The sequence below is a fragment of the Bradyrhizobium yuanmingense genome, assembly GCF_900094575.1.
Classification (GTDB): Bacteria; Pseudomonadota; Alphaproteobacteria; order Rhizobiales; family Xanthobacteraceae; genus Bradyrhizobium; species Bradyrhizobium yuanmingense.
On the sequence record NZ_FMAE01000003.1, the window covers coordinates 431355 to 457520 of the forward strand.

The 26166-nt window shown below is 66.0% G+C and carries 20 protein-coding genes; 6 read left to right on the plus strand and 14 right to left on the minus strand.

The genetic code is table 11. The features are described from left to right. Positions 1-42 precede the first annotated feature (42 nt). Both GA0061099_RS11745 and GA0061099_RS11750 read right to left on the minus strand, forming a co-directional pair. Positions 43-2919: an EAL domain-containing protein gene (locus GA0061099_RS11745; RefSeq protein ID WP_035998272.1), complete on the minus strand. Its 2877-nt coding sequence runs from the start codon at positions 2917-2919 to the stop codon at positions 43-45. A 153-nt stretch (positions 2920-3072) separates the two neighbouring features. Next, a complete protein-coding gene (locus GA0061099_RS11750) occupies positions 3073-4071 on the minus strand; it encodes an NAD(P)H-quinone oxidoreductase (protein WP_035998275.1) in 999 nt (332 codons plus the stop codon). Between the two features lie 118 nt (positions 4072-4189). Here GA0061099_RS11750 and GA0061099_RS11755 point away from each other — a divergent pair, with 118 nt between their 5' ends. Together GA0061099_RS11755 and rcdA are read left to right on the plus strand one after the other, a co-directional pair. Then, positions 4190-4381, plus strand: a complete 192-nt coding sequence (locus GA0061099_RS11755) for a DUF1192 domain-containing protein (protein ID WP_036021698.1) — start codon at positions 4190-4192, stop codon at positions 4379-4381. A gap of 478 nt (positions 4382-4859) precedes the next feature. After that, positions 4860-5369 carry a protease adaptor protein RcdA gene (rcdA, locus tag GA0061099_RS11760; protein ID WP_035998279.1) on the plus strand — a complete coding sequence of 170 codons (510 nt, stop codon included), beginning with the start codon at positions 4860-4862 and terminating at the stop codon, positions 5367-5369. 200 nt (positions 5370-5569) lie between these two features. Here the strand turns inward: rcdA and rpmE are convergent, their stop codons facing one another. Continuing rightward, positions 5570-5797: a 50S ribosomal protein L31 gene (gene rpmE, locus GA0061099_RS11765; protein ID WP_027573780.1), complete on the minus strand. Its 228-nt coding sequence runs from the start codon at positions 5795-5797 to the stop codon at positions 5570-5572. 197 nt (positions 5798-5994) lie between these two features. Between rpmE and GA0061099_RS11770 the strand changes: the two genes are divergently transcribed. Then, complete coding sequence (locus GA0061099_RS11770; RefSeq protein ID WP_036021701.1) at positions 5995-7845, plus strand: ABC transporter ATP-binding protein/permease; 1851 nt, start codon at positions 5995-5997, stop codon at positions 7843-7845. Positions 7846-7876: 31 nt separating this feature from the next. Here the strand turns inward: GA0061099_RS11770 and GA0061099_RS11775 are convergent, their stop codons facing one another. From GA0061099_RS11775 to GA0061099_RS11785, 3 genes are all read right to left on the minus strand, one after another. Beyond that, positions 7877-8323 carry a GNAT family N-acetyltransferase gene (locus GA0061099_RS11775; RefSeq protein ID WP_036021703.1) on the minus strand — a complete coding sequence of 149 codons (447 nt, stop codon included), beginning with the start codon at positions 8321-8323 and terminating at the stop codon, positions 7877-7879. Beyond that, on the minus strand, positions 8323-9351 hold the full coding sequence (locus GA0061099_RS11780) for a peptidoglycan -binding protein (RefSeq protein WP_036021776.1): 1029 nt from the start codon (positions 9349-9351) through the stop codon (positions 8323-8325). The genes GA0061099_RS11775 and GA0061099_RS11780 overlap by 1 nt, the downstream gene beginning before the upstream one ends. 147 nt (positions 9352-9498) lie before the next feature. Continuing rightward, on the minus strand, positions 9499-10512 hold the full coding sequence (locus tag GA0061099_RS11785; protein WP_036021706.1) for a hypothetical protein: 1014 nt from the start codon (positions 10510-10512) through the stop codon (positions 9499-9501). Positions 10513-10680: 168 nt separating this feature from the next. Here GA0061099_RS11785 and GA0061099_RS11790 point away from each other — a divergent pair, with 168 nt between their 5' ends. The 3 genes from GA0061099_RS11790 (at position 10681) to GA0061099_RS11800 (ending at position 16470) form a co-directional block, all read left to right on the plus strand. Further along, on the plus strand, positions 10681-11700 hold the full coding sequence (locus GA0061099_RS11790) for an SAM-dependent methyltransferase (protein WP_036021707.1): 1020 nt from the start codon (positions 10681-10683) through the stop codon (positions 11698-11700). A 230-nt stretch (positions 11701-11930) separates the two neighbouring features. Next, a complete protein-coding gene (locus tag GA0061099_RS11795) occupies positions 11931-13124 on the plus strand; it encodes an efflux RND transporter periplasmic adaptor subunit (RefSeq protein WP_085968706.1) in 1194 nt (397 codons plus the stop codon). Positions 13125-13308: 184 nt separating this feature from the next. Then, on the plus strand, positions 13309-16470 hold the full coding sequence (locus GA0061099_RS11800; protein WP_035998301.1) for a multidrug efflux RND transporter permease subunit: 3162 nt from the start codon (positions 13309-13311) through the stop codon (positions 16468-16470). 141 nt (positions 16471-16611) lie between these two features. Here the strand turns inward: GA0061099_RS11800 and GA0061099_RS11805 are convergent, their stop codons facing one another. From GA0061099_RS11805 to tkt, 8 genes are all read right to left on the minus strand, one after another. Continuing rightward, complete coding sequence (locus GA0061099_RS11805; protein ID WP_036021711.1) at positions 16612-17403, minus strand: inositol monophosphatase family protein; 792 nt, start codon at positions 17401-17403, stop codon at positions 16612-16614. 85 nt (positions 17404-17488) lie between these two features. Continuing rightward, positions 17489-18562 carry a tetratricopeptide repeat protein gene (locus GA0061099_RS11810; protein WP_035998306.1) on the minus strand — a complete coding sequence of 358 codons (1074 nt, stop codon included), beginning with the start codon at positions 18560-18562 and terminating at the stop codon, positions 17489-17491. An 8-nt stretch (positions 18563-18570) separates the two neighbouring features. Continuing rightward, positions 18571-19275, minus strand: coding sequence for a thiamine phosphate synthase (locus GA0061099_RS11815; protein ID WP_036021715.1), 705 nt, complete (start codon positions 19273-19275; stop codon positions 18571-18573). Positions 19276-19278: 3 nt separating this feature from the next. Then, on the minus strand, positions 19279-20304 hold the full coding sequence (locus tag GA0061099_RS11820; protein WP_036021717.1) for a class I fructose-bisphosphate aldolase: 1026 nt from the start codon (positions 20302-20304) through the stop codon (positions 19279-19281). A gap of 218 nt (positions 20305-20522) precedes the next feature. After that, a complete protein-coding gene (fba, locus tag GA0061099_RS11825; RefSeq protein WP_036021720.1) occupies positions 20523-21590 on the minus strand; it encodes a class II fructose-bisphosphate aldolase in 1068 nt (355 codons plus the stop codon). A gap of 39 nt (positions 21591-21629) precedes the next feature. Continuing rightward, on the minus strand, positions 21630-22826 hold the full coding sequence (locus GA0061099_RS11830; RefSeq protein WP_036021722.1) for a phosphoglycerate kinase: 1197 nt from the start codon (positions 22824-22826) through the stop codon (positions 21630-21632). A gap of 182 nt (positions 22827-23008) precedes the next feature. Next, entirely contained in the window at positions 23009-24016 is a 1008-nt protein-coding gene (gene gap / locus GA0061099_RS11835; protein ID WP_036021724.1) for a type I glyceraldehyde-3-phosphate dehydrogenase, read from the minus strand. Positions 24017-24164: 148 nt separating this feature from the next. Continuing rightward, on the minus strand, positions 24165-26150 hold the full coding sequence (tkt, locus tag GA0061099_RS11840) for a transketolase (RefSeq protein ID WP_036021725.1): 1986 nt from the start codon (positions 26148-26150) through the stop codon (positions 24165-24167). Positions 26151-26166 lie beyond the last annotated feature (16 nt).

Genomic DNA, 26166 nt, shown 5'->3' on the forward strand with positions numbered 1-26166 from the left:
CGCTTGCGAGCGGACCCTCTCCCGCAAGGGGAGAGGGGAAGATCAGCTCGCAGCTTCCAGCCGCACTTCCGTGAGCAGCCGCATCGCCGCGTCCGCGTCCATCGGCTCGCCGAAGGCAAAACCTTGCGCGTATTCGCAGCCCATCTGGTAGAGCTCGACGGCGTCCGAATCGGTCTCGGCGCCTTCGGCGACGACGTCCATGCCGAGGTCATGCGCGAGCGCGATGATCGACTTCAGGATCACGGGGCGGGTGCCGCGGCTGGTGGTGCGTACGAACGATTGGTCGATCTTGATAGTGTCGAACGGGAAGCGCTGCAGATAGGCCAGCGAGGAGTGGCCTGTGCCGAAATCGTCGAGCGACAGCCCGGTGCCGAGCTCGCGGATCCGGGTCAACATCTGGGCTGCGTGCTCCGGATTCTCCATCACCAGCGATTCCGTCAGCTCGAGCTTGAGCGTGCCGCGCGCCACCGAGGAGCGCGACAGCACGGTACGGACATCGTGAATCAAATCGTGGCGCAGCAGCTGCCGCGAGGAGACGTTGACGGAAGCGAAGATCGGCTCGCGCGAGCGCATCGCCCGCTGCCACACCGAAAGCTGCTTGGCGGTCTGGTCGAGCACGAACATGCCGAGGTCGACGATCAACCCGGTCTCCTCGGCGATGGTGATGAACTCGGAGGGCGCCATGCGTCCGAGCTTCGGGTGGTCCCAGCGCGCCAGGGCCTCGAAACCGGCGATGGAGCGATCCTCCAGCCGCACGATCGGCTGGTACAGGATCGTGATCTCTTGGCGCTCGATGGCACGGCGCAACTCGCTCTCCAGCGTCAGGCGGTCGGTCTTGCGCGCCCGCATCGCCGGCTTGTAGACGTCGATGCGGTCGCCGCCGATCCGCTTGGAGTGATACATCGCCAGCTCGGCGTCCTTGATGATCTCGTCCGTGAGCTGGGTTTGCGGATCGGACAGCGCGAGGCCGATCGACGCGGTGAGGAAGATCTCGCGGTCGTTGAAGGCGATCGGCGCGCGGATGGTCTTGCGGATGGTCTCGGCGAAAGCGGTGATGCGGGCCGGGTCCTGCTCCGACAGCAGGATCAGGCCGAATTGGTCGCCGGCCATCCGCGCCAGCGTGTCCTGCGGCTTCAGGATGCGGGTGAGGCGGCGCGCCAGCGTGAGCAGGATGGAATCGCCGACCGCGATCCCGACGGAATCGTTGACCTGCTTGAAGCGGTCGAGGTCGATCACCATCAGCGTCGGCCGCAGCGTCGGCATGGTCTTGGCGAAATGCGCGACCGCGCCCAGCCGGTCCATGAACAGTTTTCGGTTGGGCAGGCCGGTGAGATTGTCATGCACGGAATCGTGCAGCAGGCGCTCCTCGGCGTTGCGCAGCTCGGTGACGTCAGTGAGCGTGCCGACCACGCGCGAGACCTCGCCGTCCGAGCCGACCACCGGGCGCGCCTTGAGCGCGAACCACATGAAGTGGCCGTCCGGCGTGCGCAGACGGAAATCCTGCACCAGGCGGCCGCGGCGCTGGTCGAGCACGCTGTCGAGCGCGGCGCGGAAACGGTCCTGGTCGAGCGGATGCAGTACTTCTAACCAGGAGGCGGCCGGGCCTTCCAGCGTCCCGCGCTTCAGCCCGAGCAGGGCTTCGGTCTCGGGACTGGTGAACACCTTGTCGGCGGAGACGTCCCAGTCCCAGATCAGGTCGCCGGAGCCGGCCAGCGCCAAGGCGCGCCGCTCGATGTCGGAGACGACGCCCGTGCTGGCGCCGCCGCCGGCAAAGGCGTGCTGCATCACCGTAAAGCCGATCAGCATCACGATCAGCACGAGGCCGCCGAGCAGGGCCGGGCCGACGATGTCGTTGGTGACCGAGCCCGCCACCGTCATGCCGGCCGCGACCACCCAGACCACGAGGAGGAACCAGGTCGGGATCAAGAGCACGGCGCGGTCGAAGCCGTGGGTGGAGAGATAGACGATCAGCGCGAAGCCGGCGAAGGCGATCAGCACCAGCGAGATGCGGGCGATGCCGGAGGCCACCGCCGGGTCGAACAGCGCGAGCGCCACCAGCGAGCCGAGGAACGCGAGCCAGCCGACCGTGATGTGCGAATAGCGCACGTGCCAGCGGCTGAGATTGAGATAGGCGAACAGGAACACCAGGAGTGTCGCCGCCAGGATCGCTTCGCCCGCCGCGCGCCAGATGCGCTCGGCGTTGTTCGACATGTCGAGCACCTTGCCCCAGAAGCCGAAGTCGACGCCGATATAGACCAGCACCGCCCAGGCCAGCGCCGCCGCGGCCGGGAACATGATGCTGCCCTTCACCACGAACAGGATGGTCAGCACCAAGGCAAGCAAGCCGGAGATGCCGATCACGATGCCCTGGTACAGCGTGAAGGAGTTGACCTTGTCCTTGTAGGCTTCCGGCTCCCACAGGTAGAGCTGCGGCAGCTTGTCGGTGCGCAGCTCCGCAACGAAGGTGACGACGGCGCCGGGGTCGAGCGTGATGCGGAACACGTCCGCGGTGGCGCTTTCCTGCCGTTCCGGGCGGTCGCCGATCGAGGGCGTGATGGTCGCGATGCGCGACAGGCCGAGGTCGGGCCACAGCAATCCCGAGGAGACGATGCGATAGTGCGGAGCGACGATCAGGCGATCGAGCTGGTCGTCGGTGTTGTTGGCGAGCGCGAACACCACCCAGTTCTGTCCGCCCTCGCGGGCGCGCACCTCGATGCGGCGGACGATGCCGTCGGTGCCGGGTGCGGTGGAGACCTGGATACGATCGGCATCGCTGCGCTGATGCTCGAGCACGCCGGTGAGGTCGATCGCGGGCGCGTCGCTACGGACGCTGACGGCGTCGAGCGCGCGCGCAGGATACGCGGCGACAAGAATCATGAGGCCCAGCGCGATGGGCGCGAGGCACCTGATCAGACGCAAGGTCAGTTCTCCGCGTTCGACGCAAACTCGTCAGTGCAAGGCAAATCTAGAAGGCGATTTCTGACCGGACCGATGCGGTTCGGTGCGTCGCGATAGATGCCACGAAAGCGAGGAAAATCAAAGGGTTTCCGGCTTGCCCTGTCGGCCAGCGGCCTAGGCCTCCAACACAATTTTGCCAATATGTGCGCTCGTTTCCATGCGCCGGTGGGCGTCTGCCGCCTTTTCCAGCGGGAAAGTGCTGTCCATCACCGGCTTGACGCGGCCTTCGCGCAAAAGCGGCATCACTTTCTGCTCGATCGCGGCCACCATCGCCGCCTTGTCCGCATTACTACGGGGGCGCAAGGTCGAGCCGGTATGGGTCAGGCGCTTGACCATCACCTTGGCGATGTTGACGCTGACCTTGGGGCCGTTGAGGGTCGCGATCTGGACGATGCGGCCGTCGACCGCGGCGGCATCATAGTTGCGGTCGACATAGTCGCCGGCGACCATGTCGAGGATCAGGTTGATGCCAACGTTGTTGGTCTCCGCCTTCACCACGGCGACGAAGTCTTCGGTCTTGTAGTTGATGGCGCGGTCGGCCCCCAGTTTGAGGCAGGCGTCGATCTTGTCCTGCGATCCCACGGTGACGAACACTTTCGCACCGAAGGCTTTGGCAAGCTGAATGGCCATAGTGCCGATGCCGGACGAGCCGCCATGGATCAGCAGCGTCTCGCCGGCCTTGAGGCCGCCGCGTTCGAACACATTGTGCCAGACCGTCATCAGTGTTTCCGGCAGCGCGCCGGCTTCCTTCATCGACAGCGCCGGCGGCACTTTCATCGCCTGGGCGTCCTGGGCGATGCAGTACTGCGCATAGCCGCCGCCGGCGACCAGCGACATCACCTTGTCGCCGACCTTGTGCCGCTTGGCGTTGCTGCCGACCGCGACGACTTCGCCTGATATCTCGAGGCCGGGCAGGTCGCTGGCGCCGGGCGGCGGCGGATAGGCGCCGGAGCGCTGCGCCACGTCGGGCCGGTTGACGCCGGCAGCTTCGACCTTGACCAGGATCTCGTCGGGACCGGGCTGCGGAACACTGCGTTGCTCCGGCACCAGCACCTCCGGCCCACCGGGCTTGGAGATGGCGACCACGGTCATTTGCGCGGGCAGCTTGTCCATGATGTGTCCTTGAGCAAAAGTGCGGGAGGAAACGAGGCCCTTGCTTAGCCAGCGCGGTGCAGGCTGGCAACCGCCTTAGGCCGTGTGGTCCGGTCCGCGGACGAGAGGAGCAACGACGATGCCGATCGAAGACGACGATCGCCCACGCAAGAAGATCAGTCATGAAATTGGGCAGGACCTCTCACTTTTGTCAGTGGAGGAACTGACCGAGCGCGTGGCGCTGCTCAAGACCGAGATCGCAAGACTGGAAGAAGCCGCCACCAAAAAGCGCGCCTCGCGCGATGCGGCGAACAGTATTTTCAAGTCTTAGTGGTCGCCACACAGCGACTGTCGTCCCGGACGCGTGGGCCGAACTTTCCCCGCCTCGTCATTCCGGGCTCGCGACTTCGTCGCGCCCCGGAATGACGACGGAGAGTCTGTTCCCGCAGCACACTCGGCCACTGGCTCACATGACTAATGAACTCTGAAAAAATTAGCTCGTTTACTTCAGATTAAGCTTTCGGGTTTATGACTGGAACTGTCCTCGTTTGGACACCGAGTGGCTCCTGTCCACTCTGTTTGACGCCTCCCTGTTATCAACTTTCAAAGCCGCCGGTCTCCGGCGGCTCTTTTTTTGCGTTCACTGCTCGGTTTGCACCTCTCATCCCGGTTGCATTCGAAAGAATTGACCCGCGGAAACCATATCCGCGCTTGTCACTGGACTCCGCGTCCCGCCCGCGCAATGATTTGTTCATCATAAGCCGGCGGCAAAGCCGGGCAGTCAAACAGTTGCGTAAGAGGCGTTAACCATGGAACGTTTGCAGGCCGACGGCGCGCTCGTTCAGCTCAGTGAGCGATTCACCAATTCTGCGGCGTTCGGCAATTTGTTCCGTGAGGGCATGGACCTCGTCGAGGAGACCGCCGCCTATCTCGACGGCGCCGGCCGCGTTGAGGCCAAGGCGCTCGACCGCGCCGTCAGCCTCACCTATGCGACCGAGAGCATGCGCCTCACGACGCGCCTGATGCAGCTCGCCTCCTGGCTGCTGCTGCACCGCGCGGTCAAGGAAGGCGAGATGACGCTAAGCCAGGCCAATCGCGAGAAGACCAAGGTCAAGCTCACCGCCGCCGATCCCGGTCCCGCCGACACCATCGAGAAGCTGCCCGCGCAGCTTCAGGACCTGATCCATCGCTCGATGAGCCTGCAGACCCGCGTCCGCCGCCTCGACAGCACGATCCACACCCCGCCGGCCGAGCAGGCCACGATCGGCAACCCGCTGGTGCCGCACCTCAACGCGCTGAAGGCCGCGTTCGAGCGGTAGGGTCTATCAACAATCGTAATTCCGGGACGCGCCTCTTGGCGCGGGCCCGGAATCCATACTCCCGATCGAGGTTATGGATTCTCAGATGCGCAATTGCGCATCGTAGCTCGCGACTTCGTCGCGCCCCGGAATGACAGCCCCAAAACAAAAACGCCCCCGGTCTCCCCGGGGGCGTTTTCATCTCCAGCCTTGCGGCCGGCTCAATCCTTCTTGAGAAAGCCCGAAAACTTCTTCTGGAAGCGCGAGACGCGGCCGCCGCGGTCCATGATCTGGGCGGAGCCGCCGGTCCAGGCCGGGTGCGACTTCGGGTCGATGTCGAGGTTCAGCGTGTCGCCTTCCTTGCCCCAGGTCGAGCGGGTCAGGTACTCGGTTCCGTCGGTCATGACGACCTTAATCGTATGATAATTCGGGTGAATTTCGGCTTTCATGGCAATTCCTCGGCGCTCCGGCGCCTTCTTGGGTGGCTCGCGAATGACGGATTTGGGCGGCTCTATACCTCACGAAACCCCGCAAAACAAGCCATGCCCGCGCGCTGGACCGGGTTTGCCCCTAAGGGACTTCCCGGATTTGCCACTACTCCTGCACCGGCCTATTGGGAGCAGATCAATGCAACGGGTCGGATCTCATGAGCGCAGTGGAACGGCTGGATGACCACGATGTCGAACGGCCCGCAATGAACGCCGCAGACACTCCCTCGATCGAGGCCGAGCTGATCGAAGCGCCGGCCAAGGGCCGCGCCAAGCTGCGGCCGCTGCTCGCGCTCGCGCCCTATGTGATCCGCTATCGCGGCCGGGCGGCGCTGGCCTTCGTTGCGCTGACGATCGCAGCGTTGACCACGCTGCTGGTGCCGGTCGCGGTGCGCCGGATGATCGATTTCGGCCTGACGCCCGAGGGCATCGAGCTGATCAACAGCTACTTCTCGGTGATGCTCGCGGTCGTCGCCGTGCTCGCGATCGCCAGTGCCGCGCGCTACTACCTTGTGATGACGATCGGCGAACGCATCGTCGCCGATCTCCGGCGCGACGTCTTCGCCCATCTATTGTCGCTCTCTCCCGCCTTCTTCGATTCCGCCCGCAGCGGCGAATTGATCTCGCGCCTCACTGCCGACACCACCCAGCTGAAATCGGCGGTCGGTGCCTCCGTCTCGATCGCGCTGCGCAACCTGATGATGTTCCTCGGCGCGACGGCGATGATGGTGATCACGAGCCCGAAGCTGTCGGGCTTCGTGCTGCTGGCCATCCCTTTGATCGTGCTGCCGCTGGTGGCGTTCGGGCGCTGGGTGCGGCGCCTGTCGCGCAATGCGCAGGACACGCTCGCCGACGCCTCCGCCTATGCCGGCGAGCTGGTCGGCGCGATCCGCACCGTGCAGGCCTATACCAGCGAGCAATTTGCCGAGAAGCGTTTCGGCGGCGAGGTCGAGCAGGCCTATGAAGCCGCGCGCACCTCGACCCAGGCCCGCGCCGTGCTCACGGCGATCATCATCTTCATCGTGTTCGCAAGCGTGGTCGCCATCCTCTGGATCGGCTCGCATGACGTGCTCACCGGTGCGATCACGCCGGGCCGGCTCGGTCAGTTCGTGCTGTATGCGGTGTTTGCCGCAGCGGGCCTCGGCCAGCTCAGCGAGGTCTGGGGCGAGGTCTCGGCGGCGTCGGGCGCGGCCGAGCGCCTGTTCGAGATCCTCCACGTCAAGCCCGAGATCACCGCGCCTGCGACGCCGCTTGCGCTGCCGGTGCCGGCGCGCGGCGAGGTCGGCTTCGATCGGGTCAGCTTCGCCTATCCGGCGCGGTCCGACGTCAAGGTGCTCGACGCGGTGTCGTTCACCGTGCGCCCCGGCGAGAAGGTCGCGATCGTCGGTCCCTCCGGGGCCGGCAAGAGCACCATCTTTCATCTGCTGCTGCGCTTCTACGATCCGCGCAGCGGGACGATCTTGCTCGACGGCGTGCCGGTCAAGTCCGCCGACCCCGGCGATTTCCGCGCGCGCATCGCATTGGTGCCGCAGGAATCCGTGGTGTTCGCCGCAAGCGCCCGCGAGAACATCCGCTTCGGCCGGCCCGATGCGACCGATGCCGAGGTCGTGCGCGCCGCCGAGCTCGCCCATGCCGCCGAATTCATCCGCCGCCTGCCTGAAGGTTTCGAGACTGCGCTCGGCGAGCGCGGCGTGACGCTCTCCGGCGGCCAGCGCCAGCGCATTGCGATCGCACGCGCCATCCTGCGCGACGCGCCGCTGTTGCTGCTGGACGAAGCCACCTCCGCGCTCGACGCCGAAAGCGAGACGCTGGTGCAGACCGCGCTGGAAGAGCTGATGCGCCACCGCACCACGCTCGTCATCGCCCACCGCCTCGCCACCGTGCTCTCCTGCGACCGCATCCTGGTGATGGACCAGGGCCGGATCGTCGAGCAGGGCACGCATGCCGAGCTCGTCGCGGCGAACGGGCTCTATGCGCGGCTGGCGCGGCTGCAGTTCGAGGGCGCGTAGACGCCTCACACGGCGGAAAGTACCGGGGACCTCACGCCTTCCACACCATCTTCAACACCGGCCGCCCCGAGGTCGGGTTCACGTCGTCGCCCGCATGGGCGAAGCCGCTACGCTCGTAGAAGCGGATCGCGCGGGCATTGTCCTTGTTGACGAGCAGCGTGACGCCCGAGGGCGACAGGCGCTTGGCCTCGTCGACCAGCAGCCTTGCCGCGTCGGAGCCCCAATGCGCGGGATCGACGACGAGCTGGTCGAGATAGCCTTCGCCGTCGACGGTGACGAAACCGACCAGCGCGCCGCCCTGCTCCGCCACCACGATCTGGGCCTTCGGCACCAGATCCCTCAGCCAGCGCTCGCGCCACCATTCGAGCCGTGCGGCGAAGTCGATCTGCGGATAGGCCTGCTGCCAGGTGCGATGCCAGAGATCGATCGCGACGGCTTCGTCTTCGGGTCGGTAAAGGCGGAGGTGGAGCGCGCTCACTACCGCTCCGTCAGCTTCAGCTCGATGCGGCGATTGCGCTTGTAGGCCTCCTCGGTGTTGCCGGTATCGAGCGGCTGGAATTCGCCGAAGCCGGCCGCGACGAGGCGCTGGGCGGGCACGCCGAGCGAGACCAGATATTGCACCACTGAGATCGAGCGCGCCGCGGACAGGTCCCAGTTCGACCTGAAGTTCGCGCCGCTCACCGGCCGCACGTCGGTATGGCCGTCGACGCGCAGCACCCAGGGGATGTCGCTCGGGATCTTCTTGTCGAGCTCGATCAGCGCCGCTGCCAAGGTGTCGAGCTCGGCGCGGCCCTCGGGCAGCAGCACCGCTTGTCCCGTGTCGAAGAACACTTCGGACTGAAACACGAAGCGGTCGCCGACGATGCGGATGTCGGGGCGGTTGCCGAGGATGGCGCGCAGGCGGCCGAAGAATTCCGAGCGGTAGCGCGACAATTCCTGCACGCGCTGCGCCAGGGCGACGTTGAGGCGAGAGCCCAGGTCGGCGATGCGGTTCTGCGATTCCTTGTCGCGCTTCTCGGAGGCATCGAGCGCCTCCTCCAGCGCCGCCAATTGCCGGCGCAGCGCGCTGATCTGCTGGTTCAGCACCTCGATCTGCGCCAGCGCCCGCGCCGAAACCGCCTTCTCCGAGTCCAATGCCTTGCCGAGCTCGGCGGTCTTGCCTTGCGCATCGTTGCCGGCGGCCGCCAAGCCGTCATAGAGACCCTTGATGCGGTCGCGCTCGGACTCGGCCGAGGCGAGCCCGGCTTTCAGCGACGAGACCTGGTCGTCGAGGGTGAGCTTGCCGAGCTTCTCCAGCGACAACAGCTCGTTGAGCTGGGCGATCTTGGCGTTGAGCTGTTCCAGCGCCTTGTCCTTGCCGGTGACCTCCTGCGACAGGAAGAACTGCACCACGAGGAATACCGACAGCAGGAACACGATCGACAGCACCAGCGTCGACAGCGCGTCGACGAAGCCGGGCCAGTAGTTGAGACCGCCTTCGCTGCGGCGGGCGCGGGCAAGGGCCATGTCATCCGTCTCCACTCTTGTGTCCCGGACGCGGTGCAGCGTGCAACGCTGCTGCGCAGAGCCGGGACCCATCTTGTCCCTGACGCTGGGCCCCGGCTCAGCGATGCATCATTTCATCCTGCGTCGCGTCCGGGGCACAACACCGTCTCAACTCTTCTCGGGCTGGCGCGCGATCCGCTCCAGCAGGCGGCGGATCTCGCGGTTCTGCTCGCCCTGGCCGTCGGCCCATTCGCGGATCATCTGCTGCTCGGTGCGCATGTGCGAGACCAGCGCCTGGATGGCTTCGGCAAGGCTCGCCATCGCCGCGGTGGTGCCGCGGCCGGCGCTGCCTTCCTCGAGTACGGACCGCAGCCGTTCGACCGCGGCCTGAAGCTCGCCGCTGGCGACGCCGCCGCCGGTCGCGACAGGCGCCTCGCCGTTGCCATACTCGCGCACTGTGGTGGCGAGCCAGTCTTCGAGATCGGTGTAGAAGCGGTTCTGCGCCTGGCTCGATTGCAGATCGAGGAAGCCGAGGATCAGCGAGCCGGCAAGGCCGAACAGCGAGCTGGAGAAGGAGATGCCCATGCCGCCGAGCGGGGCGGCGAGACCTTCCTTCAGCGTGTCGAACAGCGCCCCGGAGTCGCTCCCGACCTTGAGCCCGTCGATCACCTTGCCCACCGAGCCCACCGTCTCGATCAGGCCCCAGAAGGTGCCGAGCAGGCCGAGGAAAACCAAGAGGCCGGTCATGTAGCGGGAGATGTCGCGGGCCTCGTCCAGGCGGGTCGCGATCGAATCGAGCAGGTGCCGCATCGTGGTCTGGGTGATGGTCATCCGCCCTGAACGCTCCCCGCCGAGGATCGCAGCCATCGGCGCCAGCAGCTTGGGGTGGCGGGCCGGCGCCAGGCCGGGATCGGCGACGCGGAAATTGTTGACCCAGGAGACTTCGGGATAGAGCCGGATGACCTGGCGGAAGGCCAGGATGATGCCGATGAACAGCACCCCTCCGATCAGGGCGTTGAGCCCGGGATTGGCGAAGAAGGCCTGGACGATCTGCTTGTAGAGCACCACGCTCACCAGCGTGCACAGCACCAGGAAGACCAGCATCCGCACCAGGAAGACGCTGGGCGAGGACAGTTTGGTGTACTCGATGTCCATGGTGGATCGGGAAGTGCCAGACCGCATGCCGGTATCATCCGTTACGTAAAGCTTGCTTGCGGCGCGCACTATGGCACAGCGCCGGCCCAAAAAAAGCGCCGGATGCGCCGATTTCGGGGACAGCTCGGGGAACCCGGACCGGAAGCGGTGCTTTGATAAGCAGGTCTCTGCAGAAGTTCGCCATTCGGGGGGCGCATGAGCGTCGTTTCCGCGATCATCGGGACTGCCGAGCGTGTGCCGCTGCCGGACGTGGTGATCCGCGCCGCGATCCAGCGCCTGTGCTCCCGCATGGCGACGCGCCTGTCCGGGCTGGGCCTCGGCGACGATGCCGCCTTCGCCGGGCGGATGATGCTGCGGCCGATCGCCGAGGGCGCGGCAGCGGGGCATGACGAGGTGCCCGCGGCCTTCTTCGCCGACTTGCTCGGCCCCAACCGCAAATTCTCCTCCTGCTTCTACAAGACCGACGCGACCAGCTTGCGGGAGGCGGAGGAGGAGGCGCTGCGCCAGACCGTCGAGCATGCCGGCCTGACCGACGGCCAGGCCATTCTGGAGCTTGGCTGTGGCTGGGGCTCGCTGTCGCTGTGGATGGCACGGCAATTTCCGCACGCGACGGTGACGGCGGTCGCGGCCTCGCAGGCGCAGCGCGCCTCCGTCGAGGAGGAGGCGCGGCGGCGCGGGCTGCTGAATCTGCGCGTGGTCACGGCCGACATGAACGTGTTCGCGCCCGATGGCCAGTTCGACCGCATCGTCTCGGTCGAGATGTTCGAGCGGATGAGCAACTGGCGCAAGCTGATGACGCGCGTGCGGTCATGGCTCGCGCCGGAGGGACGGTTCTTCATGCACGTCGTCACCCACCGGTCCGGCTCGCATCTGCCTGACCCGGCCGATCGCGACGACTGGATCGCGCAATACGTCTACACAGGCGGGCTGATGCCGAGCCATCACCTCGTCAGGCAGTTCGACGATATCTTTGCCATCGAGAAGGAATGGTGCTGGAGCGGCACGCACTACCAGCGCACCGCCAACGACTGGCTGGCCAATTTCGATGCCCATCGCGAGGCCATCGAAGCCTCCTTGCACGGGGTCCACGGCGAGGAGACCGCTCTCTGGATGCGTCGCTGGCGCTGGTTCCTGCTCGCGACCTCGGGCCTGTTCGGTTACGCCGACGGAACAGAATGGGGCGTCAGCCATTACCGGATGATGGCCGCCGAGTAATTGCGGTGTTCCGCCGCAGCACGCGCCGGTGGAACTTAGATTCACAATCAAGTTACACCGCAAAAGCTTTCTGATTTCAACGGGATAAGCTGTGTGACAATGAGCCGCCCGCGCCATGCGTTGCATCGCAGCAGATGCATTCTATTTTGGCGGCATCAGCCGCGTGCAAAAGGTCCAGAACGGGCTTCGCGCGAGCATGATCAGTTTCAACAATCGGGGCATCCCACTTCATGTTTGGAATTCGAGCGCGATCGGCATGCGTTGCAATGATGCTCGCGGCCCTTGCGCCGCTGCTGGGTGCTTGCGAGGAATCCAGTTCCGCGGTGTCCGCCGCCCAGCCGCCTGCCCCTGACGTCAGCATCGTTATCGTCAAGCCGCAGCCGCGCGCCGTGGTGCGCGAGCTGCCGGGCCGCATCGCCCCGACCCGGGTCTCCGAAGTCCGGCCGCGCGTGTCCGGCATCGTGGTAGAGCGCCTGTTCCGCCAGGGCAGCGAGGTCAGGGCCGGCGATCCGCTCTACCGCATCGATCCGCGCCCGTTCGAGGTCGAGGTCATGGCCAACGAGGCCGCGCTGGCGAAGGCCGAAGCGGCATTGGCGCAGGCCAAGCAGCAGGCGCATCGTATCGCCACCCTGACCAGGGATCGCGCCGCGCCCGAAGCCGAGAACGAGAAGGCGATTGCGGCCGAACGCCAGGCCCATGCCGAGGTCGAGGGCCGCAAGGCCGAGCTCGCTCGGGCCAGGCTTAATCTCGACTACGCCACCGTGCGTGCGCCGATCGACGGCGTGGTCGGCGCGGCCCTCGTCAGCGAGGGCGCGCTCGCCGTGCAGAACGAGACCAATCTCGCCACCATCCAGCAGCTCGATCCGATCTATGCCGACTTTACCCAGTCGGTGACCGAGCTCAACCAGCTCCGCCGCGCCTTCGAGACCGGCGACCTCGATCGCATCGCCGCCGATGCCGCCAAGGTGCGCCTCGTGCTCGACGACAACACCATCTATTCGCTCGACGGCAAGCTGCTGTTCTCCGACGCCAAGGTCGACGCCCACACCGGGCAGGTGACGTTGCGCGGCGAGTTCCCCAATCCCAAGCGCGAGCTGCTCCCGGGCATGTATGTCCGGGTCCGCATCGACCAGGGTCTCGATTCCGATGCGATCGCGGTGCCGCAGCAGGCGATCCAGCGCAATGGCGGCGGCGGCAGCGAGGTGTTCGTCGTCAAGGACGACAATCACATCGCGGTGCAGCCGGTGCGCACCGGCTCGGTGCAGGACGGCCTCTGGTTCATCACCGAAGGCCTGAAGTCCGGCGACAAGGTCGTGGTCGAAGGCTTCCAGAAATTCGCGGCCGGCGACAAGGTCAAGCCGCAATCCTGGTCGGAGGCGGAAGCGACCGCAGACAACCGGCACGCTCAGCAGCTCACGCGGTAACGCTCCGCGCAGCAAGTGTCGTCCTTAACCTGAGGAGCCCGCTGCAAGCGGGCGTCTCGAAGGATGGCCGCGGGAGAGAGCCGGGCCTTCATGGTTCTCGCGGCGATGCGCGGCATCGTCCGGAGCGCGCGTTCCGCGCTCCTCACCATGAGGGTCTAACCGAACAACGAGGATAAAACGGCCAATGCCGAGTTTCTTCATCGACAGGCCGATCTTCGCCTGGGTGGTCGCGCTGTTCATCTGCTTGATCGGCGCGATCGCGGTGCCGCTGCTGCCGATCGCGCAATATCCGATCATCGCGCCGCCCTCGATCTCGGTCTCGACCAGCTATCCCGGCGCCTCGCCGGAAAACCTCTACAATAGCGTCACGCGGTTGATCGAGGAGGAGCTCAACGGCGCCGCCAACATCCTCAATTTCGAATCGACCAGTGACTCGCTCGGCCAGGTCGAGATCATCGCCAATTTCCAGCCGGGCACCGACACCAGTGCCGCCTCGGTCGAGGTCCAGAACCGCATCAAGCGCGTCGAGGCGCGCCTGCCGCGCGCGGTGATGCAGCAGGGCATCCTGATCGAGGAAGCCTCGAGCGCAGTGCTGCAGATCATCACGCTGAACTCGACTGACGGCAGCCTGGATGAAGTCGGCCTCGGCGACTTCATGATCCGCAACGTGCTCGGCGAGATCCGCCGCATTCCCGGCGTCGGCCGCGCCACACTGTACTCGACCGAGCGCTCGCTTCGTGTCTGGGTCGATCCGGCCAAGCTGGTCGGCTATGGCCTGACCGCCGACGACGTCAACAAGGCCATCACCGCGCAGAACGCGCAGGTCGCTTCCGGCAGCATCGGCGCCGAGCCGTCGACCTCGAACCAGCGCACCTCGGCACTGGTGCTGGTCAAAGGTCAGCTCTCCTCGCCCGACGAGTTCGGCGCCATCATCCTGCGCGCCAACGCCGACGGCTCGACCGTGCGCCTGCGCGACGTCGCGCGCATCGAGGTCGGCGGCCTCAGCTACCAGTTCAACACGCGCCTCGACGGCAAGCCGACGGCGGGCCTGTCGGTCCTGATGTCGCCGACCGGCAATGCGCTGGCGACCGCCAGCGCGGTCGAAGCGAAGATGAAGGAGCTGTCGCGCTTCTTCCCGGCCAACATCACCTACGAGATCCCCTACAACATCACGCCTGTGGTCGAGGCCTCGATCGAGAAGGTGCTGACGACGCTGGTCGAAGCCGTGGTGCTGGTGTTCGTGGTGATGTTCTTGTTCCTGCAGAACATCCGCTACACCATCATTCCGACCATCGTGGTCCCGGTGGCGCTGCTGGGCGCCTGCTCCACGCTGCTGCTCGCCGGCTATTCCATCAACATGCTCTCGATGTTCGGCATGGTGCTGGCGGTCGGCATCCTCGTCGACGACGCCATCGTCGTGGTCGAGAACGTCGAGCGCATCATGGCCGAGGAAGGCCTGCCGCCGAAGGAAGCGACGCGTAAAGCCATGTCGCAGATCACCGGCGCCATCATCGGCATCACGCTGGTGCTGATGGCGGTGTTCGTGCCGATGGCGTTCTTCCCGGGCTCGGTCGGCATCATCTACCGCCAGTTCTCCGTCACCATGGTCGCCGCGATCGGCTTCTCCGCCTTCCTGGCGCTGTCGTTGACGCCGGCGCTGTGCGCGACGCTGTTGAAGCCTGTGGCAAAGGGGCACGGTCATTCGACCAACTTCGTGTTCGGCTGGTTCAACCGCATGCTCGAAGGCGTCAAGGAACGCTATTCACGCACCGTCGGCTTTTCGCTGAATCGCACCGGCCGCCTGATGCTGGTCTATGCCGCGCTGCTGGTCGGCCTGTCCTGGGCCTTCGTCAACCTGCCCGGCGGCTTCCTCCCCGTCGACGACCAGGGCTTCATCACCACCGACGTGCAGACGCCCTCGGATTCGTCCTATGCCCGCACCGAGGCCGTGATCGAGAAGGTCGAAAAATATCTCGCCGCGCGGCCGGGCGTCGACAACGTCACCTTCCTCACCGGCTTCAGCTTCTCCGGCCAGGGCATGAACACCGCGCAGGCCTTCATCACGCTGAAGGACTGGTCGGAGCGCGGGCCGAAGGACTCCGCTGCCGCGATCGTCAACGACGTCAACCGCGACCTGGGCTCGTCGATCCGCGACGCAAAAATCTCGGCGCTGCAGCCGCCGCCGATCGACAATCTCGGCAACTCGTCCGGCTTCTCGTTTCGCCTCCAGGATCGCGGCCAGAAGGGCTATCAGCAATTGATGCGCGCCGCCGACCAGCTGATCGCGGAGGCCAATGCCAGCCCGGTGCTGCAGAAGGTCTATATCGAAGGCCTGCCCGAGGCGGGCGTGGTCAATCTCATGATCGACCGCGAGAAGGCCGGCGCGTTCGGCGTCACCTTCGAGGACATCAACAACACCATTTCGACCAATCTCGGCTCGAACTACATCAACGACTTCCCGAATCGCGGCCGCATGCAGCGCGTCGTGGTGCAGGCGGACGCGCGCGACCGCATGCGGGCCGAGGACATCCTCAATTACAACGTCAAGAACAGCCGCGGCCAGCTGGTGCCGTTCTCGTCCTTCACCACGATCGAATGGGCGCGCGGCCCGACGCAGATCGCCGGCTTCAACTATTATCCGGCGGTGCGCATCTCCGGCGAGGCCAGGCCCGGCTTCACCTCGGGCGACGCGATCGCCGAGATGGAGCGGCTCGCCGACCGATTGCCGCGCGGCTTCGGCTATGAATGGACCGGACAGTCGCTACAGGAGAAGCTGTCGGGCTCGCAGGCGCCGTTCCTGCTCGCGCTGTCGGTGTTCGTGGTGTTCTTGTGCCTCGCCGCGCTCTACGAGAGCTGGACCATTCCGCTCGCGGTGCTGCTCACCGTGCCGCTCGGCATCGTCGGCGCGGTCACTGCCGCTATGCTGCGCGGCCTGCCCAACGACGTCTATTTCACCGTCGGCCTGATCACGATCATTGGCCTCGCCGCAAAGGACGCGATCCTGATCATCGAGTTCGCCAAGGATCTGCGGAAAGAAGGCAAGCCGCTGGTCGAAGCCACCATCGAAGCCTGCCGCCTGCGCTTCCGCCCCATCTTGATGACCGGCCTTGCCTTCATCTGCGGCGTGCTGCCGATGGCCATCGCCCACGGCGCCGGCGGCGCCAGCCAGCAGGCGCTCGGCAGCGTGGTGATGGGCGGCATGATCGCGGTCGTGATCCTGGCGCTGTTAATGGTGCCGGTGTTCTTCGTCTCGGTGCAGCGCGTGCTGGCGGGTGATCGCGAGCCGAAGGCGGCGCGGGAAGCTGAAGCGCACGGCCGACCGGCGCGGGCGCACACAGGCCACTGATGCACCCCCGTCATTCCGGGGCGTGCGAAGCACGAGCCCGGAATCCAGCGGGCCACCATTGACGAGGATCAATGGATTCCGGGCTCGCGCCAAGAGGCGCGCCCCGGAATGACAGGGGAATGTGGAGCGCGAGCTGCCGCCTTAAGCCGGCTTCCGCAAGATCTTCACCAGCTCCCCGTGCACGTACTCATTCCCGCACACGACGTGCCCGGTGACCAGCGGGTCGCCCGGCGTTGCGATATCGCTGATGGTGCCGCCGGCTTCGCGCACCATCAGCATACCGGCCGCGATGTCCCAGGATTGCAAATCGCGCTCCCAATACCCGTCGAGCCGGCCGGCGGCGACGAAGGCGAGATCGAGCGAGGCAGCGCCGAAACGGCGCAAGCCGGCGACGCGGTCCTGGATCGCGGTCATCTCGCGGCGGAATTCCTCGTGGTCGCCGCGGCCGATATGGGGCAGGCCGCAGGCCACCACGCATTCGCTCAGCTGGCGGCGGCCGGCGACGCGCAGGCGCTGGTCGTTGAGGAAGGCGCCCTTGCCGCGCTCGGCGATGTAGAGCTCGTCATTGGCGGGATTGTAGATCACGCCGGCGATCATGGTGCCCTCGCGGGCGAGCCCGATCGAGATCGCAAATTGCGGGATGCCGTGCAGGAAGTTGGTGGTGCCGTCCAAGGGATCGACGATCCAGGTGTGGCTCTTGTCGGTGCCCTCGCGCGCGCCCCCTTCCTCGCCGATGAAGCCGTAGCCGGGCCGGGCCTTGGCGAGGTCCTGGTAGAGGATCTCCTCGGCGCGCTTGTCGGCGAGCGAGACGAAATTGGCCGGTCCCTTCAGCGAGACCTGGAGATGCTCGATCTCGCCGAGATCGCGCTTGAGGCTGCGGCCGGCGCGGCGCGCCGCCTTGACCATGACGTTGATAGTGGCGGAATACAGCATATGCTTCTGGTCTTGATCGGGGAGAGGGGCGCGGAAACACGCCTGTTTGAGGGATTGGGTGCCCCGTGAGGGGCCCCGCGTCAAGTCATTTGGACCCGAGCCACTTCCTGGCAGCGGCCTCGGCCTTGGCGCGGTCATCGGCCGGCAGATCGGAGAGCTGCTTGTCGAGCTCGGGGTCGCCCTTGCCGGCAGTCTTGGCCACCAGGTGCCATTTGAAGCCTTCGATCTTGTCCACGGGCGTGCCCACGCCGTTGATCAGCACCCAGGCCAGCCGGTTCTGCGCGATCGCGCTGCCCTGGCGGGAGGCCTTGCGCAGCAGGGCGACGGCGGCCGGCTGGTTCTTCGGCGTGCCGGTGCCGTTGAACATCGCGATGGCATATTCGACCTCGGCATCGACATTGTCGGCGATCGCGGCGGCCTGCAGCAGCCGCACCGCGCGTTCGGGGTCCTTCGGCACACCGGTGCCTTCCTTGTAGAAGGTCGCGAGCGCGTATTGCGCTTCGGGCAGGCCTGCATCGGCGGCTTGGCGCAGCAGTTCCGCCGAACGTCGGACGTCCTGCGGCAGCGTCTGGCCGTCCAAATAGAGCAGGGCGAGGTTATAGGCCGCCTTGGGCTCGCCGAGCTTGGCGGCGGAGGCCATCAGCCTGACCGCCTCGCTTTTGTCGACCGGGCCGCCGCGGCCGGAGATGCGCAGCATGGCGAGCGCGAACATCGCCTCGCGATCGCCGGCATCGGCCGCGCGCTTGTACCATTCGGCCGCCTTGGCGTAATCGCGCCGGATGCCCATGGCGTTGGAATAGAGCTCGCCGAGCATGGTCATCGCCTTGGCATCGCCCGCTTGTGCGCGCACGGTGGCGAGCTCGAACGCGGTCTTGTACTGGCCGCGCTGATAGGCGCCGAACACGAGGTCGACGTTGGGATCGTCGGACGGCGGCGCGGGGATCACGGTTGCCGGCTTGGGCGAAGCGGACGGCTTGGGAGATGCCGTAGGCTTCGGCGCCGGCGCCGCCTCCTTCTTCTTGGCAGGTGCGGGCGGCTTTGGCTTCTGCTTCTCTGCCGGTGCACTCGGCGTCGTCGCCGGCGGGGTGATCTGCAGCTGCGCGGCCGCGGGCACTGTCAGCAGCAGCGTGGCGAGCATGGTGATGCACGGGAGCTTCATGTCGGGCGCTAGCCGTGCTCCTGGCCCGCAGGATCTTGGCTCGCAGGATCCTGGCCGGCCTGCGCCGTCGCATGGGCCTTCTTGATCGCGGCATCGACCTCGATCAGCGCGGCCTTGGGCCCGCGCGGATCGGCCCAGATGAAGTCGCCGACCAGCACGAAATCGGCGCCGCTGGCGGCGAAATCGTAGGCCTCGTCCAGCGTGGTGGCAAAGCCGACGCAGGGCGGCTCGAACAGCTCGGCCCACCAGTCGAGCCGCTCGGCGATCGCCTGCGACGACGGCCGCTGGCCTTTCGCATCGGGCTCGCCGAACAGCACGTAATCCGCGCCCATCTCGCCCGCATCCATGGAATGGTGCCGCGTCGTCAGCCCGCCGACACCGGCGATGCGATCCGGCTTGAGCGACGGCAGGGCCTCCTTCAGCGCGGCGATCCCGGGCAGGTGCGCGCCGTCGGCGCCGCCGCGCGCGACGATATCAGGATGGCCGTCGACGAGGAGTGCCGCGCCCGCCTTCTGCACCGGCGGCGCCAACGCCTTGACGCGCGAGGTCATGGTGCGCTGATCGGTCTCCTTCAGCCGCAGCAGCACGGCGGCGACGTCGGCGGACGCGATCAGCCCCGGCAGCTCGGCGACCAGCGTCGCGGTATCGTCGACGACGGGCGTCGCGAGATAGAGGCGCGGCGCGGGGCGCGGCGGAGGCGGTTTGTTCGACAAGGTCTAGGCTGCCTTCTGTTCCAGGCTGCTTTGCCATTCGCCCTTGGAGGCGAGGCCGTTCATGCGCGCGCGATGGCTGAAGGCGCGCTGGCCGGCCGCGACGTTCTCAGGCTTGCCCGACCAGGCCTTCTGCGGCGCGGCCTGCAGCGCGCGGCCGTAGGAGAAGGTCAGGCCCCAGGGCAGCGGACCGAGCTTGTGCATGGCGTTGAGATGCGCGGTCGCCTCCTCGTCCGTCTGGCCGCCGGACAGAAAGGCGATGCCGGGCACCGCCGCCGGCACGCAGGCCTTCAGCAGCCGTATCGTCTTCTCCGCGACCTCCTCGACCGAGGCCTGCTTCGGACATTTCTTGCCTGATATCGCCATGTTCGGCTTCAGCACCATGCCTTCCAGCGCCACGCGCTGCACGCGCAATTCCTGGAAGGTCTTGTTGAGCACGCGTTGCGTCACCTCATAGCAGCGCTCGATGTCGTGGTCGCCGTCCATCAGCACCTCCGGCTCGACGATCGGCACGATCTGCGCGGCCTGGCACAGCGCGGCATAGCGCGCCAGCGCGTGGGCGTTGACGCTGATCGCCGTCATCGAGGGAATGCCGCTGCCGATGTCGATCACCGCGCGCCATTTGGCAAAGCGCGCGCCGCACTCGTAATATTTCTTCAGGCGCTCGGCGAGCTTGTCGAGCCCGACCGTGACTGTTTCACCCGGGCACAACGGCAAGGCCTGCGTGCCTTCGTCGACCTTGATGCCGGGAATGGCGCCGGCCTGCTCGATCAGCTTGACCAGCGGCGTGCCGTCCTTGGCATTCTGCCAGATCGTCTCGTCATAGAGGATCACGCCGGAGATGTACTGGCTCATGGCGTCCTTGGCGCGAAATAGCATCTCGCGATAGTCGCGGCGGTTCTCCTCGGTCGATTCCACGCCGATGGCGTCGAAGCGCTTCTTGATGGTGCCGGAGGATTCGTCGGCAGCAAGGATGCCCTTGCCGGGCGCCACCATGGCGGTCGCGATCTTGTTGAGCTCAGTCAGATTCATCGAGAGGTCCTCCCAAAACGATTCTGCCCTTGCCCGTGAAAATAGACCGTTCTCGGGCAATTGCCGAGTTATCGTTCGTCGCAGGGTAAAGGGTCTTTCTGTCATTCCGGGATGCGCCGAAAGGCGCAGGCCCGGAATCCATAACCCCAGGCTGTGGTTATGGATTCCGGGCCCACGCTTCGCGTGTCCCCGAATGACGGGAGGATGTGACGGAGGCCTTAGGCGACCCGGGGATCGAGCTCGCCCTTGGCGTAGCGCTTGGCCATCTCGGCGGTGGTCAGCACCTTCTTGATCTTGGAGGCCTGGCCTGCGGTGTTGAACTCCTGCAGGCGCTGCTTGCACAGCTTGGTCATCGCCTCCATCGCCGGCTTCAGGTACTTGCGCGGATCGAACTCTTCCGGGTTGTCCTTCAGAACTTTCCGGATCTGGCCGGTCATCGCCATGCGGTTGTCGGTGTCGATGTTGATCTTGCGCACGCCGTTCTTGATGCCGCGCTGGATCTCGGCCACCGGCACGCCCCAGGTCGGCTTCATCTTGCCGCCATAGGCGTTGATGATGTCCTGCAGATCCTGCGGCACCGAGGAGGAGCCGTGCATGACGAGATGCGTGTTCGGCAGCTTGCGGTGGATCTCCTCGATCACGTTCATGGCGAGGATGTCGCCGTCGGGCTTGCGGGTGAACTTGTAAGCGCCGTGCGAGGTGCCCATCGCGATCGCGAGCGCGTCGACCTTGGTCTCCTGCACGAACTTGACGGCCTCGTCCGGATTGGTCAGCAGCTGGTCGTGGCTGAGCTTGCCTTCGGCGCCGTGGCCGTCTTCCTTGTCGCCCATGCCGGTTTCGAGCGAGCCGAGCACCCCTAACTCGCCCTCGACCGAGATGCCGCCGAGATGGGCCATCTCGGTGACAGTCTTGGTGACGCCGACATTGTAGCCCCAGTCGCCGGGGGTCTTGCCGTCGGCCTTGAGCGAGCCGTCCATCATCACCGAGGTGAAGCCGGCCTGGATCGCGGTCATGCAGGTCGCCGGCTCGTTGCCGTGGTCGAGATGAACGCAGACCGGAATGTGCGGATAGATCTCGGTCACCGCGTCCATCATGTGCTTGAGCATGACGTCGTTGGCGTAGGAGCGCGCGCCGCGCGAGGCCTGGATGATGACGGGCGCGTCGACCTGGTTGGCCGCGTCCATGATGGCCAGCGCCTGCTCCATGTTGTTGATGTTGAAGGCCGGTACGCCGTAATCGTTCTCCGCCGCGTGGTCGAGCAATTGACGTAACGTGATCCGAGCCATCTGTCTTTGTCTCCCGTTGGGGCCTCAAAGGCCGCTTGATTACTTGCTACGCAGAACTTCAACGCCGGGCAGGGGCTTGCCTTCCATCCATTCAAGGAACGCGCCACCGGCGGTCGACACATAGGTGAAGTCTCCGGCCACATGGGCCTGGTTGAGCGCCGCGACGGTGTCGCCGCCGCCCGCGATCGAGATCAGCTTCTTGGCCTTGGTGCGCTCGGCGGCGTGCTTGGCGGCCGTGACCGTGCCGCGGTCGAACGGCTGCATCTCGAATGCGCCCAGGGGGCCGTTCCAGACCAGCGTCGCCGCATCGTCGATCGCGGCATGGACGCGCGCGATCGATTGCGGGCCGACGTCGAGGATCATGCCGTCGGCCGGGATCGCGTCGAGCCCATAGGCATGCGACGGCGCGTTGGCGGCGAAATGGTAGGCGACGGTGGCATCGACCGGGAGGATGATGGCGCAATTGGCGGCTTCCGCCTTCTCCATGATGCGCAGCGCGGTGGGGCTAAGATCCTTCTCGGCCAGCGACTTGCCGACCGCAACGCCCTGCGCGTGCAGGAACGTGTTGGCCATGCCGCCGCCGATCACGAGCGCGTCGACCTTGGTGACGAGGTTTTCCAGCAGGTCGATCTTGGTCGAGACCTTGGCGCCGCCGATGATGGCGATCACGGGCTTGCTCGGCGAGCCCAGCGCCTTCTCCAGCGCGTCCAGCTCGGCCTGCATGGTGCGGCCGGCATAGGCCGGCAGCTTGTGGCCGAGACCTTCGGTCGAGGCGTGGGCGCGGTGCGCGGCCGAGAACGCGTCATTGACCCAGATGTCGCCGAGCTTCGCGAGTTCCGCGACGAAGGCGGGATCGTTCTTTTCTTCCTCTTTGTGGAAGCGGGTGTTTTCCAGGCACAGGATGTCGCCATCCTTCAAGCCGGCGACCGCCTTGGCCGCGGGCTCGCCGATGCAATCCTCGGCAAACGCGACGGGCTTCTTCACCACCTTCGCCAGCGCCTCCGCGACGGGCTTGAGCGAGTCCTTGGCATCGCGTCCCTTCGGCCGGCCGAAATGCGCGAGCAGGATGACCTTGCCGCCCTTGTCGGCGAGCTCGGTGATGGTCGGTGCAACGCGCTCGAGCCGGGTGGCGTCGGTGACGCGCCCGCTCTCCATGGGCACGTTGAGGTCGACGCGCAGCAGCACGCGCTTGCCCTTCACGTCGACGTCGTCGAGGGTGCGGAATTTAGCGGGCATCGTTCATCATCCGTGCGTCGGAGTGTCGGAATCGGGGGGAGGCGAATGGCCGTGGTCGCCGCTCCCTCCACCGTCTTTCGGAGACTTCACTGCGAGGCCCCGGCGAAATCCGTACGCGATCAACGCGATCAACAGTATGACGCCAGGGATGCCAATCCAGTGAGGAAGCACCTTGGCTTCCCTCAGATCACCTTCGCCATCGCGGCGGCGGTGTCCGCCATGCGGTTCGAAAAGCCCCACTCGTTGTCGTACCAGGACATCACGCGCACCAGCGTGCCGTTCTGCACCTTGGTCTGGTCCTCGTGGAAGGTCGAGGAGTGCGGGTCGTGGTTGAAGTCGATCGAGACGTTCGGCGCATTGGTGTAGCCGAGGATGCCCTTGAGCTGCTGCTCGCTGGCGCGCTTCATCGCCGCGTTGATCTCCTTGGCGTCGGTGGCGCGCTTGGCGACGATCTTGAGGTCGACGACCGAGACGTTCGGGGTCGGCACGCGGATCGCGACGCCGTCGAGCTTGCCCTTCAGCTCGGGCAGCACGAGGCCGATCGCCTTCGCGGCACCCGTCGAGGTCGGGATCATCGACATCGCCGCCGCGCGGCCGCGGTAGAGATCCTTGTGCATCGTGTCGAGCGTCGGCTGGTCGCCGGTATAGGCGTGGATCGTGGTCATGAAGCCGGTCTCGATGCCGACGAGATCGTTCAGCACCTTGGCAACCGGCGCAAGGCAGTTGGTGGTGCAGCTGCCGTTGGAGACGACGAGGTGATCCTTGGTCAGCGTGTCGTGGTTGACTCCGTAGACGATGGTGGCGTCGGCGCCGTCGGCGGGCGCGGAGACCAGCACGCGCTTGGCGCCAGCGGTCAGATGCGCGCTAGCCTTGTCCTTCGAGGTGAAGATGCCGGTGCATTCCATCGCAATGTCGACGCCGAGATCCTTCCAGGGCAGCTTCGAGGGATCGCGCTCGGCGGTCACCTTGATCTTGCCGTTGCCGAGGCTGATGCAGTCGCCGTCGACGGTGACGGTGCCGGGAAAGCGGCCGTGGACGCTGTCGAAGCGGAGGAGATGAGCGTTGGTCTCGACCGGGCCGAGGTCGTTGATGCCGACGACCTCGATGTCCTTGCGGCCGGACTCGGCGATAGCCCGCAGGATGTTGCGGCCGATGCGGCCAAAACCGTTAATTCCGACGCGGACTGCCATGTTTCGTCTCCTTCAATGACCGTTGTCATCCCGCACAACGCGCTATACGCGCCTGCGAGGGTTTTTTAGGGGCGGACGCCCGGTTCGGCCGGGCGGTGCTTGATCATATGGGAGATTAGGTAGTCCTTTTTTGCGGCAAGCTCAACTCTCAGGAAACGCGCTTCAGCACAGCGTTAACCGCGGCCGCGGCGGTAATGCCGAAATGCTTGTAAAGCTCCTTGGCAGGGCCGCTTTCGCCGAACGAATGCATGCCGATGAATTCGCCATCCTGGCCAATCACGGCGTCCCAGCCCCAGCGCACGGCGGCCTCGATCGCGATCTTCACCGGCGCGTTGCCGATGATGGCGGCGCGCTTGGCCTCTGGTTGCGCTAACAACAGCTCCAGCGAGGGAACGGAGACAACGCGCGAAGCGACGCCGCGTTCCACCAATTGTTTCTGGGCCGCGACCGCGATCTCGACCTCTGAGCCCGAGGCGAACAGCGTCGCCTTGGCTTCGCCCTGGGCGGCGACCAACTCGTAGGCACCAGCCGCGCAGGGATTGTCGTTCGGTGCGGTGGTCCGCAGCTGCGGCAGGTTCTGCCGCGTCAGTGCCAGCACGGTCGGGCCATCGACGCGGTTGAGCGCGAGCTCCCAGCACTCAGCGACCTCGATGGCATCGCAGGGACGGAACACGCGCATGTTGGGAATGGCTCTGAGCGCTGCGAGATGCTCGACCGGCTGATGGGTCGGGCCGTCTTCGCCGAGGCCAATCGAGTCATGAGTCATGACGTAGACGACGCCGGCGCCCATCAGCGCGGCAAGGCGCATCGCCGGACGCGCATAATCGGTGAAGACGAGGAAGGTCGCGCCGTTCGGCGCGAAACCGCCGTGCAGGAAAATGCCGTTCATCGCGGCCGCCATGCCGTGCTCGCGGATGCCGTAATGGATGAAGCGGCCCTTCGGCGTCTTGGCCGAGAAGGCGGTCGCCGACTTCGCCTTGTTGTTGTTGGAGCCGGTGAGGTCGGCCGAGCCTGCCAGGAATTCCATCGGCATGGCGCCGGCGATGACTTCGATCACCGCTTCCGACGACTTGCGGGTGGCCGCGGTCATCGGCTTTTCCAGCAGCTCCTTCTTGTAGGCGCGAACGGCCTTGGCGAGCGAAGCGGGACGCTCGTGACGCAGGCGGCGCTCGAACTCGGCGCGCTTGCGGCTGCCGAGCTCACCGAGCCGCGCTTCCCATTCCTGGCGTGCCGCGGCGCCTCGGCTGCCGGCCGCGCGCCATGCCTTCAGCACGTCGTCGGCGACCGCGAACGGCTCGAGCGAAATGCCGAGATTTTCCTTGGCAGCCTTGAGCTCGTCGGCGCCGAGTGCTTCGCCGTGCACCTTCGAGGTGCCTTGCTTGTGCGGCGCGCCGAAGCCGATCGTGGTGCGGCAGGCGATCAGCGTCGGCTTGCTGGATTTCTTCGCGCGCGTGATCGCATCGGCGATCGCGGCCTGGTCGTGGCCATCGATCTTCTCGGCCGCCCAGCCCGCCGACTTGAAGCGCTTCACCTGGTCGACGGAATCGGAGATCGAGGTCGGGCCGTCGATCGAGATGCCGTTGTCGTCGTAGAGCACGATCAGCTTGTTGAGCTTCCAGTGGCCGGCCATCGCGATCGCTTCCTGCGACACGCCTTCCATCAGGTCGCCGTCGGAGGCGAGCACATAGGTGTGGTGGTCGACGATCTTCTTGCCGAATTCGGCGGCGAGCATCTTTTCGGCCAGCGCCATGCCGACCGCAGTCGAAATGCCCTGGCCGAGCGGGCCGGTGGTGGTCTCGATGCCATTGGTGCGGAAGTTCTCGGGGTGGCCGGGGGTCAGCGAGTCGACCTGGCGGAACTGCTTGATCTGGTCCAGCGTCATCTCGGCATTGCCGGTCAAATACAGCAGCGAATAGAGCAGCATCGAGCCGTGGCCGGCCGAGAGCACGAAGCGGTCGCGGTCCGGCCAGGCGGGCGCAGTGGCATCGAATTTCAGGAACTGCGTGAACAGCACGGTGGCGATGTCGGCGGCGCCCATCGGCAGGCCGGGATGGCCCGATTTCGCCTTCTCGACAGCGTCCATCGAAAGGCCGCGGATCGCGTTGGCCATACGGGTGTGATCGACCTGCGTCATGTCTGAAATCCGTCTG

Excerpts from the sequence above, each read along its gene's own strand:
- GA0061099_RS11750 (WP_035998275.1), bottom strand. The coding sequence starts at position 4,071 with ATGGACAAGCTGCCCGCGCAAATGACCGTGGTCGCCATCTCCAAGCCC.
- GA0061099_RS11755 (WP_036021698.1), top strand. The coding sequence starts at position 4,190 with ATGCCGATCGAAGACGACGATCGCCCACGCAAGAAGATCAGTCATGAA.
- rcdA (WP_035998279.1), top strand. The coding sequence starts at position 4,860 with ATGGAACGTTTGCAGGCCGACGGCGCGCTCGTTCAGCTCAGTGAGCGA.
- rpmE (WP_027573780.1), bottom strand. The coding sequence starts at position 5,797 with ATGAAAGCCGAAATTCACCCGAATTATCATACGATTAAGGTCGTCATG.
- GA0061099_RS11770 (WP_036021701.1), top strand. The coding sequence starts at position 5,995 with ATGAGCGCAGTGGAACGGCTGGATGACCACGATGTCGAACGGCCCGCA.
- GA0061099_RS11780 (WP_036021776.1), bottom strand. The coding sequence starts at position 9,351 with ATGGCCCTTGCCCGCGCCCGCCGCAGCGAAGGCGGTCTCAACTACTGG.
- GA0061099_RS11785 (WP_036021706.1), bottom strand. The coding sequence starts at position 10,512 with ATGCGGTCTGGCACTTCCCGATCCACCATGGACATCGAGTACACCAAA.
- GA0061099_RS11790 (WP_036021707.1), top strand. The coding sequence starts at position 10,681 with ATGAGCGTCGTTTCCGCGATCATCGGGACTGCCGAGCGTGTGCCGCTG.
- GA0061099_RS11795 (WP_085968706.1), top strand. The coding sequence starts at position 11,931 with ATGTTTGGAATTCGAGCGCGATCGGCATGCGTTGCAATGATGCTCGCG.
- GA0061099_RS11800 (WP_035998301.1), top strand. The coding sequence starts at position 13,309 with ATGCCGAGTTTCTTCATCGACAGGCCGATCTTCGCCTGGGTGGTCGCG.
- GA0061099_RS11805 (WP_036021711.1), bottom strand. The coding sequence starts at position 17,403 with ATGCTGTATTCCGCCACTATCAACGTCATGGTCAAGGCGGCGCGCCGC.
- GA0061099_RS11810 (WP_035998306.1), bottom strand. The coding sequence starts at position 18,562 with ATGAAGCTCCCGTGCATCACCATGCTCGCCACGCTGCTGCTGACAGTG.
- GA0061099_RS11820 (WP_036021717.1), bottom strand. The coding sequence starts at position 20,304 with ATGAATCTGACTGAGCTCAACAAGATCGCGACCGCCATGGTGGCGCCC.
- fba (WP_036021720.1), bottom strand. The coding sequence starts at position 21,590 with ATGGCTCGGATCACGTTACGTCAATTGCTCGACCACGCGGCGGAGAAC.
- GA0061099_RS11830 (WP_036021722.1), bottom strand. The coding sequence starts at position 22,826 with ATGCCCGCTAAATTCCGCACCCTCGACGACGTCGACGTGAAGGGCAAG.
- gap (WP_036021724.1), bottom strand. The coding sequence starts at position 24,016 with ATGGCAGTCCGCGTCGGAATTAACGGTTTTGGCCGCATCGGCCGCAAC.
- tkt (WP_036021725.1), bottom strand. The coding sequence starts at position 26,150 with ATGACGCAGGTCGATCACACCCGTATGGCCAACGCGATCCGCGGCCTT.